Raw genomic sequence first — 12,865 nt, forward strand, 5'->3', positions numbered from 1 at the left:
AAACACTCTGACCCTATTGATTCAGGCTTTAGCTGATTTCATCGCAGGCACTTTAGCGGCTTACTCATGGAGAATGCTGGACTTTAGCCGTTTGATATCTCGCCCCGGTGGAACGTTAAACATTCTTGCATATTCGCGTGTGAACTGCGAAATACTGCTATAACCAACAGCTGAAGCTGCGTGAGAGATAGTAACCCCTTTTGATAGCATCTGATTTCTGGCGTGGATGAGGCGGAGCTGTTTCTGAAACTGCAACGGGGTTAGCGTGGTGAATGTTCTAAAATGTTTATGGAATACAGACACACTCATGCCTGCTGTGCTGGCAAGTTCTCTGATTTTAATTGGGTGCATAAAGTCACGACGCAATATTGCTATCGCTCGATTGATTCGCGCTGCATGACTGTCTACCACGCCAAGGGCTCTGACCGCTTCCCCGTGCTCACTTCTAAGTAACCAGTAGTGCAACTCACGTAGAAGACCTTTGCCGAGGATGCTCAATGCTTCGCGTTCGTTGAACAGCCTTACTAGTCGGCATGCGGTATCTGCCACATCGCTAAGGATAGGTTCCACGTGAATACTGTTTGCGGTGTCGTGAATTTCAACCGGCATCGCTGCCTGAAGTTCACGCAATGTCTCAATATCCAACTCCAGCACCAGTGAGTAGTACGGCGCGCCAGCGCTGGCTTTTGTTATCTGGCTAACGGTTGGAATATCCGCGGATATAATCATCGCTTCACCGGGGCCATATTCAAAATTGTTCAAACCGGTTGTGACGCGTTTGCACCCTTGAAGTAGTATGGCAACAAGTGGCTTGGATATCGCCACCTGTAATTCTCCCGGGCGCAAGGAGCGTACAATAGTTAGCCCAGCTACAGGCGAGGCAGCAACACCGTTATGATCTGCGTGAATATCGGCATAACGTCGGCAAAGATTCAGAAGTTCGTTATTCATGTCACTTTTTTAGGCTAGAATTTTCAGCGCTATTTTGGCTTAATTCGCTATTTAAAACATCATAAAAATACTATTAGGCAAAAAATGCCTAATTTCAGGCAACGTAGCTCTCTAAGAATTCCCTACTATATGTGGACCGAAAATCAGTAACAGTAAGGAATATATAATGAGCAAAATTACTCTCGTAACCGGTGCTAATCGTGGCCTGGGTCGCAATACCGCTATCTCCATCGCTGAACGTGGCGGGGACGTTATCGTGGCCTACAGAGGCAACGAAGCCCAGGCTAAAGAGGTTGTGACTAAAGTTCAGTCTCTGGGACGCAAAGCAGTTGCAGTGCAGCTGGACCTGGGCGACAGCGCAAGTTTCCCAGCATTTGCTAACGTGCTGCGCACCCAGCTTTCAGAAGTCTGGGGTCGCGACACATTCGACCATTTGGTAAATAATGCTGGCCATGGCGAGTTTGCTATGCTGGCAGATACCACGGAAACACAATTTGACGGATTGTTTGATGTCCATGTTAAAGGGGTATTTTTTCTGGTGCAAACGCTTCTGCCGTTGCTGGCCAATGACGGACGAATTATTAATTTCTCTTCAGGGCTGACACGCGTTTCTTATCCTGGGTTTTCAGCTTATTCTGCAGCAAAAGCGGCTGTAGAGATTCTGAGTATTTATATGGCCCGAGAACTTGGGCCACGTGGCATCACTGTCAATACCGTGGCTCCCGGTGCCATCGAAACCGATTTCGGTGGGGGGCTTGTACGGGACAACAGAGAAGTGAATGCTCAGTTTGCTGATATGACTGCGCTTGGCCGTGTCGGGGTTCCTGATGATATTGGCCCGATGGTAGCTAGCCTGTTGCGCGAGGATAATCGCTGGGTCACCGCGCAACGCATTGAAGTGTCAGGCGGCCAGACAATCTAATAGTGACAACCATCCCGTCTTAGAAAAGAATACGTCATTCACTTATGGCGTATTCTTATTAACTATGAGAAATAACAGTGAGACCTACCTGCCACAGAATATGACGACGTTGATGAAATCTGTATCAATAGGGTCAGAGTGTTTGATTTCGTGAGCAGGCCAAAAATCAAACACTCTGACCCTATTGATTTGAATTGACCGAAGCCGCTGCTTGGTAAGAACTTGAGATACCCGGTCTGGGAGAGCAGCTCATTACTAGTTTTGAGCAGGCTACGGCAAAGCTCAGCAAACTAAACCCACCGCTCGTACCGGTCATTGGTAAAGCTGCCAAGTTTGGAGCCAAAAAATTGATTCTTCAAAGGTTTCCTTTCTCCTTGGTGACTACAGCAAGTAGTCAAACAATTACGGTCGTTGCTTTCGCCCATCATTCTAGAAAACCCGGCTACTGGCACGATAGACTCACCCCGTAACCATGGCGAGAGAGTGAGCGTTTTTCAAACAGTCAAACTTTATACTATTTCTCAATTTTGAAAATAAATGTATTAGCTTCTTTAAAGACAGCGCTAGTAAATGGTATCGCAATAAGTAATGAATTTAGTGAATTTAGGGCCAGATGAAAGATACTATTTTTCATCTGGCCCTAATATCCACGATTATGTGATGTTTTCTTTTATTTTCAATGAATTAGATATTTTTTGAAGATTCTCAAAATTGCCTTTTGAGAAGGGGTTGTCATATGGTTCTATTCTATCGATAGAATTAGGATCCGTAAGGATGTTGTTCACAATTTCAAGTTGCTTTAGTATCTTATTTTTTAGCTCTTGCGTTTCTTCTTTGGAAATTTCTAGTTCTGCCTTGTCTTCTTCGATTTTAATAGCTATAGCTGATGTTTTGGACTCAAGTTCTCTAATGTCATTCCACTCTTTATTCTCTATTGTTTCATCTGATTTTTCTTTTAAAGGGATCTTATTTGCTATGTTGTGTAGAGCCCCTAATAAGGATTGATATCTAGTAATTGATTTTTCAAGATCTATATATTTTTCCGCTCTTTTAACAAGTTTAGCTAGGTCCTTACTGTTAATCCATTCAGGCTTCTCTCCTTTTAGAAAATGTTCGGCCTCGTAACTTGATGAAATATCGTCAAAATTAGTGAGTTGGATTTTATATGCCAGGTCATTTAAGCTATTTTGTTGTTCCTTCACCAAAATTGACAAATCGACTTCTCTTAAAAATACTATTGGTTCTCTTTCTCGAAGCATTTCTCGGTATATAATTTCATAGTATCTTTTTAATAAATATTCTTTGTAATTCGCACAATGCATAGGTGGCATACCATCGGGCATGCCAGTGTTTAATTCTTTGATAATGTCTTCAGAGCTTATGTAAAACCGCTCATTAAGTTTTTTTGAAACGATGAAACTTTTACTTATGTCCTCAGTAACTTCTTTCCATTGATTATCAGGGAAATTGACGGGTTTTTTTATTGTGAAATATTTTGAAAGGTTATCAAGATGGCTGCTTGTCTTAATGGAATATGATAAGAAATCTACCAAGCATTTCGTAGTTTTCTCTTTTATTAGCTCCCATTCATCAGCAGATAAATAGTCTGGCTTATCTTGATTAAGGATTTTATAACTTTCGAGTTCTTCAATATCAGTTGAGTGGAAGTACTCAACTTTGCTCATTTTTTCTATATACTTTCTTCGAATGGAGTTCCATTTTTCCTGTGACACATAGAATGGTTTTGATTTGTTAAGATATTCATAAAAACCTGTATAACTCCCACGAGATTCAAGACGGTCAATTGCCATTGAGCGCACTTGAATAACCAAAAATGCGAAATAAAAAAATATTATAGCTAGAAGGCTAAAATAGCCAACTTTGCTTGCAGTGGAAACTACATCGCTTGATAGTGCTTCTGTCCCCTTACCTTTATTGTGTGTGATTTCAATAAGGCTTTTGGTTAACCCCATTCCGTTTGTTTTAAATATGTAGGAGAATTGAGCGCCAGGTGGAAGAGACGGATATATAGCTTCAAAATGTCCATTTGAATAGTGCTCCGCAACGTTGTCAGAAACTGAGTTTTTAAGAATATCGTATTCTACAATTTCTCCCGTAATTTTTATTTGAATTTTTTCTGCAGGAATGTTTCCGTTGTTTTTTACAACTAGTTGTTGAACTGTTTCAGCTGTAGAGGATTCGATATATTTTGTGGGAATCTTTTCTGAAATTGTGTAACGCAGATCAACGAATTCCTTATTTAAATTGAAAGCAAAGTACGTAATGATCAAGCCGATTGCTAATGGAATAAGCAACATGCTAATTATTTGTTTCATTCAAGTAATTCCTTTATTTTTTCGACCACATAGCGCCGCGCTCTGCGGCAAGTTTATAGCGCCGCGAAAACTTGTCCGACAGCTGCGCTTTGTTAGGCATTTTGGGTTCTAGAACAACTTTTTCCAAAGAGTCTCAAGTCTCGTACCACTTACACCTTTGCCAACATTATCTAACCCGCGAACCATTACATACAAACCGCCCAATATTTGGATTCCTTCAGTGACTCCTAAACCGGAATAGCTAAATGTCGGAAAGAAGACATAATAGGACATGATTAAACCGACGCAGAGTTCGAAGGCACCGTACGAAAGACGGAAATTTTCTCTATACCAGAATAACGCCAAGCCCAGAATAGGCAATCCGACCATCGTTCCCCAAACAGTGATTGTGGATACCAACAGGTCTATATTCGAGTAAACAGTGTTTCCGGCTACAGAAGCGAGCACACCAAGAAAAAAGCTTATAAAGATGTAACGTCTCTGAGATGAAACAACTTTCTCTGCTTTGTCCTCGATGTCTTTATTTAAAGAATCCCCTTTACTCGCACCAATAAATTCAGAGCCGGTAATAGACATAATATTGCGACTAGATAGAAAATAGGCCAAAGCTTTATCGTTTGTTACTACGCACGGAGTATCAATCCTTTGCTCCTCGGCATAAGCGATCGCTATCCGAGCAATGTCAAAATCAGCTCCGCTTAGACGCTGGGCATTTCTATCAGATTGGATAAGATCGTTTTTTAGCTTTTCAGGCGCATCAGCAATTTTTACACCTGTAGGAACAGAAGACGTGACTAGCTCCGCGATATCAGCCCATTTGCTCCCTTTCCCCCTTTGAGAGAGCTCTTCCATTACAGCTCTTGGAATAACAAGTTTCCGATTGCCAGCTCTAGACAATATTTGTGGGTGCTGAAGCAAAACACTTGTATCGATAATGTATCTAGTTGGCATAAACCTTCCTGATGCCTAACAATTAAGGGTTATACAGCCGCGTAGCTGCGACTATAACCCACTGTTGAACTGCTGCGTTGTCTATATATGGGATTTGCTTTTTTTATCATCTGACTTCCCTGTTGGTTTTTGGTGTATTACTGTCATTTTCTGGTTGCTGGCAGCTTTAATACGTTATCTTTACTTTGTTTCTTGTCTCTTTTTACTTTGGCTTAACGCAGTTGGCAAGCCTTATTTCTTCGCTTCTTTGATCTGACTCACCGTTTTTTTGAAAAACAGTGGCGCCTTCTTTACGAATTAAAAGCGTTTGAATGGAACATGAATTGCGCGTCGGGCTAAAGCCGCGACCTACAGTGAAAGCTTCGCTTTCAGCGGCGGATTACGGTCGTGCCTCCCTTATCACGCCCTACGAAAGAGCTGATTCAGCCAAGAAGTCAGTTCGACGCGACGAAGTTGCGCGACTCTATGGAGTTTCAGAGCCAGTTAAAAATATCTTCTCTCAATCCTGTAAAAACAATCTATGCCTTACGATGTAAATCGTCTTGCCAAACTTAATAATAAACAAAGTGAATCAGACGTTTGGGCGATAGCCCGATAAAGAGACCTTTTGGTTACTTTTGCGGATCTGGGCAAAAGTTACCCGCCCAGCAGGGCGGAATAAAAGGTTGGGAATGCAAAGTGTTTGAATGGAACCAAAAGTACGAAATAGCGGTATCACCGATGAAGTCAGTTCGACGCGACGAAGTTGCGCGACCCTATGGCGTTTCAGAGTCCGTTAAAAATACCCTTCCTTAAGTCTGCAAAACAATCTATGCCTTACGATAAAAATCGTCATGCTAAACCAATCTTAAAAAAGTGAATGAGACGTTTGGGCGATAGCCCGACAAAGCGACCTTTTGGTTACTTTTGTGTCGCTAGACAAAAGTTACCCGCCCAGCAGGGCGGAATAAAGGTTGGGAATGCAAAGTGTTTGAATGGAAGCTGCTGTGTCTAGATTTGTTTTGGGGTTGTTGGGCTAAAGCCCAACCTACAGGAAAGGGGAAGGGATTCAAAAAAAAGCCCCGCAGAGCGGGGCTATAAAACTAGGGAGTGACTACGATAAGGTCACGTGCTGCTTTTACACAGCATTCTGATCTGGTGCTGCATTAAAAACACAACACCAAACGCAGACTGTTTTCCCGATACGCCATGTCTGGTATTACTGCGACGTAACGGGAATATTTCTTTAAATGGCTTTGTTGTTCAATTCGGTATTTTTCAATACTTCATCAAGGTGTAGCCAAGTTTCAATTACAGTGTCTGGGTTAAGAGACATGCTTTCGATGCCTTGCGCTACGAGCCAGTCGGCGAAGTCGGCGTGGTCGGATGGGCCTTGGCCACAGATGCCGACGTATTTGCCTTGTTCGCGACAGGCGGTGATCGCCATTTTTAGCAGTTTTTTGACGGCTGGATTACGTTCGTCGAATTTGTCGGCGATCAACCCAGAGTCGCGGTCAAGTCCGAGTGTTAGCTGAGTTAAGTCGTTCGAGCCGATGGAGAAGCCATCGAAGTATTCTAGGAACTCGTCAGCCAGTAGGGCGTTAGACGGTAGTTCGCACATCATGATGACTTTCAGGCCGTTTTGACCGCGAGCCAAGCCTTGTTCCGCAAGCAGTTCGGTAACTTGTTGTGCTTCTTCCAAGGTACGAACAAATGGGATCATGATTTGTACGTTGGTTAAGCCCATTTCATTACGAACTCGGCGGATGGCTTCACATTCTAGAGCGAAGCAATCGCGGAACGAGGCGTCGATGTAACGCGCGGCGCCACGGAAGCCAAGCATTGGGTTTTCTTCGTCTGGTTCAAACAACGGACCACCAACAAGGTTGTGGTATTCGTTTGATTTGAAGTCGGACAAGCGCACGATGACTGGTTTTTTAGAGAAAGAGCAAGCCAGCGTTGCGACGCCTTCGACCAGTTTGTCGACGTAGAATTCCACTGGGCTGTTGTAGCCGGCGATGCGGTGGTTGATTTCTTCTTGCAGCGCTGGTGTCATTTCTGCGTAGTTCAGCAAGGCTTTCGGGTGAATGCCGATCATGCGGTTGATGATGAATTCTAATCGCGCCAAGCCAATACCTGCGTTTGGTAGCATGGCAAAGTCGAAGGCGCGGTTTGGGTTGCCCACGTTCATCATGATTTTTACTGGCAATTCTGGCATGTTGCCGACTTCAGAGGTGATGATGTCGAATGGCAGTTCGCCTTGGTAAACAAAGCCCATGTCGCCTTGCGAGCAAGAGACTGTGACGATTTGGCCATCTTTCAATACATCTGTTGCGTCGCCACAACCAACGACTGCTGGAATACCTAGTTCACGTGCGATGATCGCCGCGTGACAAGTACGACCGCCACGGTTGGTCACAATCGCAGAAGCACGCTTCATGATAGGTTCCCAATCTGGATCGGTAATGTCGGTAACCAGAACGTCGCCCGGTTGGATGCGATCCATTTCGGTAATAGAGGACAATACTTTCACGGCGCCTGTGCCGATTTTGTGACCAATGGCGCGGCCGGTGATCATGACCTGAGAGGTTTTCTTTAGATTGTAACGTTCCATGCTTTGGGCATTGGCTTGGCTACGAACGGTTTCTGGACGCGCTTGAACAATATAGATTTTGCCGTCGATGCCGTCTTTCGCCCACTCAATGTCCATAGGACGTTTGTAGTGTTTTTCAATGATGCAGGCTTGGCGAGCAAGATCTTGAATCTCGTCGTTAGTCAGTGCAAAACGGTTTTGGTCATCCAAAGCGACTGGAACGATTTTAACGAATTCTTCGCTGCCCGCTTCGGCGTATTCCATTTTTTGTGCTTTGCTGCCTAGGCTCTTACGAACAACAGAAGGGCGGTTTGCAGCCAGTGTTGGTTTGTGTACGTAGTATTCATCAGGGTTGACGGTGCCTTGTACAACCATTTCACCAAGGCCATAAGCGGCAGTTATGAAAACCACTTCGTCAAAGCCAGATTCCGTGTCTAGAGTGAACAGCACGCCAGAAGCGCCGATGTCACTGCGTACCATTTTTTGAATACCTGCGGACAAAGACACTCCTTGGTGTTCAAAGCCTTGGTGAACGCGGTAAGAAATCGCACGGTCGTTAAATAGGGAAGCAAAAACGCGTTTGATAGAGGCTTTGATGTCTGCCAAGCCTTTCACGTTTAGGAAAGTTTCTTGTTGGCCTGCAAAAGACGCATCTGGCAAATCTTCTGCTGTAGCAGAAGAGCGCACTGCAAATGATGTATCGTCTGCGTTGTCGTCACAAAGTGTTGCGAAAGCTGCTTCGATTTCTTGGTCAAATTCTGCTGAGAAAGTGGCGTCTTCAATCCATTGGCGAATCTTTACGCCAGTTTCAGCAAGGGCGTGAACATCGTCCACATCCAATGCGTCTAGTGCTTGATGGATTTTTTCGTCAAGGCCGCTTTCTGTGATGAAGCTTTGATAAGCATAGGAAGTAGTTGCGAAACCGTTAGGTACTTGAATACCAAGGTCTGTCAGGTTGGAAATCATTTCACCTAAAGAGGCGTTTTTCCCGCCTACTTCACCGACATCTTCCATATGAAGATCTTTAAACCACTTAATAAATTTGCTCACAAGAGACTCCAATTATTTTTTTCTTATTAAAAGAATTTGGCTGGTTGGCCAAAAGATGGCTGGTTTGCCAAGTGGACTTCAGACGCTCATCAAATTGCTGTGTGCTCTTGTCAAAGCGCTTGGTCTGAGTTCATTGTATGTAGGGTAGTTGCTTTGAATAAAATCGATTATTCGATGTAGTTTTATTTCAATCGAAAAAACGAATGTCGTTAGATAACAACAAAAATGGGAAAAAACGCATGAAAGTGTATTTTGTATCAGACGGGACAGCGATCACGGCTGAGGTATTTGGGTCAGCAATGTTGTCGTTTTTTGATGTGGCGGTAGAGACCAAAAGTGTGCCTTTCTTGGGCACCAAAGATCGGGCAGAAGGCTTGAAGCAACAGATCAATTTGGAAGTGCAGCAAGGTGTTGCTTTGCTGGTATTTTATACTATTTCCGATGTGGCAATCCGCGAGATTATCGATTCTTGTAATTGCCATTGTTACAATTTGTTTGGTGATTTGTTGTCGCCGATTGAGCAAGCCTTAGGTGTCAAGGCTCAGCCGACAGCACAAAAAGCTCATGGTATGAAAGAGGGCGTTTACGATGGTCGAATAGACGCTATTAACTATGCTTTGGCGAATGATGACGGGGCTTCAGTGAAGAATTTTGCCGAGGCAGATATTATCTTGCTGGGAGTGTCTCGCTCTGGCAAAACGCCAACCAGTTTGTATTTGGCGATGCAGTACGGTATCAAGGCAGCAAACTATCCGATCACTGAAGATGATTTTTCCACGCCCGGTTTGCCTAAGGTGTTAAAGGATCATAAGAAGAAGCTGTTTGGTTTAACCATAGAAGCTCAGCGCTTACATGAGATTCGTACTGGTCGAATGGCGGCAAGTAAGTATGCCTCGGCTCGTCAATGTCGCTATGAAGTAGACGAAGTGGAGTCTTTATATCGCCAAGAACGCATTCCTTTTTTGAATTCGACAAAACTGTCTGTGGAAGAAATTTCCACCAAAGTGATGGCTGAAATGAATTTGGTGCGTCATAGGCAATAAAAATGCTTGGCGGAATGATCAGATAATTCGATGGGTTCATTGTTTTTGCTTGAAATTTAGACAATTAAGTAATGAAAATATTTCGCTTAGGCTAAAATGGCATTACAAATGCTTGTAAAAGACAGACAAATATCGAGTCATAAGGGCTATTTGTTGTGTAATTACCAAATTAACTCGAAGAGAGTGTGCAGATAATGCTAAGAGCTACGCTAACTTCGAGAGTATTTGGTGAATATGCTCTATAATGATGATTAATTGAGCGCGACAGTGACTCGGCAAAAGTGGCTTATTAGAAGTGACTTGTCAGAAATGGCTTATCAGAAGTGATAGCGAGTACTGCAAATGTTCTAAATAGTGAGATGTTCATATTTCTATTTTATAAAAGGGCGTCTTATTGAAAAAACCAAGGATAAAAATACATTGAGTAATAAAAAAATTAACGATCCACACATGCAGCGAGAAGCGTCTAAGTACGATAACCCCGTACCAAGCCGTGAATTCATTCTAGAGTTTCTTGCCACCCAAAATAAAAGCATGGGTCATTTAGATTTATGCAAAGAGTTTTCGCTGACTGGCGAAGACGAAATCGAAGCCCTCCGTCGTCGTCTCATCGCTATGTGTCGAGACAATCAAATGACCAGCAACCAAAATGACGAATACTCGCCGATTTTAGAAAGTGACCTAATTGAAGGTTACGTTCAAGGCAATAAAGAAGGTCATGGTTTCTTGTTGCGTCAAAGTGATGACGATATTTTTCTATCTGCCCGTCAAATGCAGAACGTGATGGATGGCGATAAAGTAAAAGTACGTCTTTCTGGACGTAGTGTTAAAGGTCGCTTAGATGGTGTGGTTGTTGAAGTCATAGAGCGAAAGCACAGCCAATTGGTTGGCCGCTACTATGAAGAAAGCCGCACTGCTTTCGTTACACCAGAAAATCCACGTATCGCGCAAGACATTCTGATTACCACTGACTCTGGTTTAACACCAAAACATGGTCAATATGTATTAGCAGAAATCGTGTCTTATGCCGAGCGCGGCAAACCAGCCCAAGGCTTGGTGAAAAAAATCCTTGGCGACTTTATGGCGCCAGGTGTGGAAATTGAAGTGGCGATGCATCGTTATGAAATTCCTAACGAGTGGCCAGCAGCGGTTGAAAAGCAAATTAAAAACTTCAGTACCGAAGTGGCGGAAGAAGATAAAGCTCACCGTGTTGATTTACGCGATACGCCATTTGTTACTATTGATGGTGAAGACGCGCGTGATTTTGATGATGCCGTATATTGTGAAAAAACGCCGGGTGGCTGGAAGTTATTTGTTGCCATTGCTGATGTCTCTCATTATGTGAAAAAAGACACAGCGTTAGATGAAGAAGCTATCGTACGTGGTAACTCTGTCTATTTCCCTGGTCGCGTTATTCCTATGTTGCCGGAAGTATTGTCGAACGGCTTGTGTTCACTTAATCCAGACGTAGATCGTTTGGCGATGGTAGCCGAAGTATCCTTGACTACGAAAGGCAAGATGCGCGGCTTCAAGTTTTATGAAGGGATTATTCGTTCTCATGCTCGTTTAACCTACAGCAAAGTCGCTAAGATGATCGATGACGAGCCAGAAGAGCAAGGTATTGAGCTGCGTGAGCGTTATGCGTCTATTGTGTCGCACATTGACGACTTAAAAGGTTTGTATCATGTATTAAAAGGCGCTCGTGATGAACGTGGTGCGATGGAGTTTGATACGATCGAAACCCGCATGGTATTCGACGAGAATTCTAAGATTGAACACATTATTCCGGTTGAACGTAATGACGCTCATAAACTGATTGAAGAATGTATGTTGTGTGCCAACGTGGCGGCGGCTGAATTGTTGATTAGTGCAGATTTACCTGCATTGTATCGTGTCCATGAAGGACCAAAAGACGATCGCTTGTTAACCTTACGTACTTACCTTGGTTTGCTGGGTTTAGAATTAACGGGTGGCACAAAACCTACCCCAGCAGATTACGCGGCATTGTCTGAAAGCATTAAAGAGCGTGCAGACGCTCGTAGTATTCAAACAATGATGCTGCGTTCTATGTCGCAGGCAGTATATCAAGCGGATAACTTGGGCCACTTTGGTTTGAATTATGAAGCTTATACTCACTTTACGTCGCCAATTCGTCGTTACCCAGATTTGTTGGTTCATCGCGCGATTCGTTATTTGATTCGTGGTGAAGGCCGCCCAACTGTGCGTCAGGCGCATCGTGTGGCAGGCAGCCCAGAACTAAAAGAACGTAAAATCTACGGTTACACCCATGCGGATATGGATGGTTTAGGGGATTCTTGTTCTTTGACTGAACGCCGCGCTGACGAAGCGACTCGTGATGTAGAAGCGTGGTTGAAATGCCAGTATGTTGAACAGCACTTGGGCGAACCGTTTGACGGTGTTGTTACCGCAGTGACTTCATTTGGTTTGTTTGTTGAGCTGCAAGGTTTGTTTGTTGATGGTTTGGTGCATATTTCAGGGCTTGGGCAAGATTATTTTGTTCATGACATGGAGCATCAGGCAATTATTGGTGAGCGAACTGGTCGAGTATTCCGCCTTGGCGATACGTTGAAAGTTCGAGTGTCTAATGTGAACTTGGAGCAACGCAAGATTGATTTGAGTTTGGATGAAAGTGCTGCGCGTCAACCACGTAAGAAAGTGGAGCGCAATGACATGTCTGAACTTGAAATGCAATTAGCTCAGTTGCCGCCAATTGAATTGGGTGGTCGTCCTAAGCCGAAGTCTGCTGAAAAAATAGAAGGTGACAAGTCGAAAGACGCTAAGTCATCGAAAGATGGTAAAGAGTCGGATGGTAAGGCGAAGAAAAAACGTCGTTCGCCTGCGTCTAAGGGTAAACGTATCAGACAGAAAAAGTCGGGTACTGTTTCGGCAAATGGTAAGCCAACGGCAGCGGCTAAAAAACCAAAAAAGCCTAAGAAGCCCAAAAAGAGCAATGCTAAGCCAAAAGCAAAAGACTGATCTGAAGTCTTGAAGCAAGCTTGCTAGATGAATAACTTTTTCG

The 12,865-nt window shown here is 43.7% G+C and carries 7 protein-coding genes; 3 read left to right on the forward strand and 4 right to left on the reverse strand.

Annotated features, from left to right (window positions below; translation table 11 throughout):
- Positions 1 to 60: 60 nt before the first annotated feature.
- Complete coding sequence (locus tag B6N13_RS08560) at positions 61 to 951, reverse strand: AraC family transcriptional regulator (protein ID WP_169459081.1); 891 nt, start codon at positions 949 to 951, stop codon at positions 61 to 63.
- Between the two features lie 166 nt (positions 952 to 1,117).
- Between B6N13_RS08560 and B6N13_RS08565 the strand changes: the two genes are divergently transcribed.
- Complete coding sequence (locus tag B6N13_RS08565; RefSeq protein ID WP_169459082.1) at positions 1,118 to 1,873, forward strand: SDR family oxidoreductase; 756 nt, start codon at positions 1,118 to 1,120, stop codon at positions 1,871 to 1,873.
- Positions 1,874 to 2,526: 653 nt separating this feature from the next.
- On the opposite strand, the gene B6N13_RS08570 is transcribed toward B6N13_RS08565, so the two are convergent.
- The 3 genes from B6N13_RS08570 to ppsA all read right to left on the reverse strand — a co-directional run bounded on the left by B6N13_RS08570 (position 2,527) and on the right by ppsA (position 8,782).
- A complete protein-coding gene (locus B6N13_RS08570) occupies positions 2,527 to 4,209 on the reverse strand; it encodes a hypothetical protein (protein ID WP_169459083.1) in 1,683 nt (560 codons plus the stop codon).
- Between the two features lie 108 nt (positions 4,210 to 4,317).
- Positions 4,318 to 5,160 (reverse strand): PIN domain-containing protein, encoded by an 843-nt coding sequence (locus B6N13_RS08575; protein WP_169459084.1) that lies wholly within the window; start codon positions 5,158 to 5,160, stop codon positions 4,318 to 4,320.
- A 1,225-nt stretch (positions 5,161 to 6,385) separates the two neighbouring features.
- Positions 6,386 to 8,782 carry a phosphoenolpyruvate synthase gene (gene ppsA / locus B6N13_RS08580; RefSeq protein WP_169459085.1) on the reverse strand — a complete coding sequence of 799 codons (2,397 nt, stop codon included), beginning with the start codon at positions 8,780 to 8,782 and terminating at the stop codon, positions 6,386 to 6,388.
- 203 nt (positions 8,783 to 8,985) lie between these two features.
- Between ppsA and B6N13_RS08585 the strand changes: the two genes are divergently transcribed.
- Together B6N13_RS08585 and rnr are read left to right on the forward strand one after the other, a co-directional pair.
- Entirely contained in the window at positions 8,986 to 9,825 is an 840-nt protein-coding gene (locus tag B6N13_RS08585) for a pyruvate, water dikinase regulatory protein (protein WP_282434073.1), read from the forward strand.
- A gap of 420 nt (positions 9,826 to 10,245) precedes the next feature.
- Positions 10,246 to 12,822 carry a ribonuclease R gene (gene rnr, locus B6N13_RS08590; RefSeq protein ID WP_248280271.1) on the forward strand — a complete coding sequence of 859 codons (2,577 nt, stop codon included), beginning with the start codon at positions 10,246 to 10,248 and terminating at the stop codon, positions 12,820 to 12,822.
- Positions 12,823 to 12,865: the final 43 nt, after the last annotated feature.

Origin of the sequence: Marinomonas sp. UCMA 3892 (assembly GCF_012726345.1) — a bacterium.
GTDB lineage: Bacteria > Pseudomonadota > Gammaproteobacteria > Pseudomonadales > Marinomonadaceae > Marinomonas.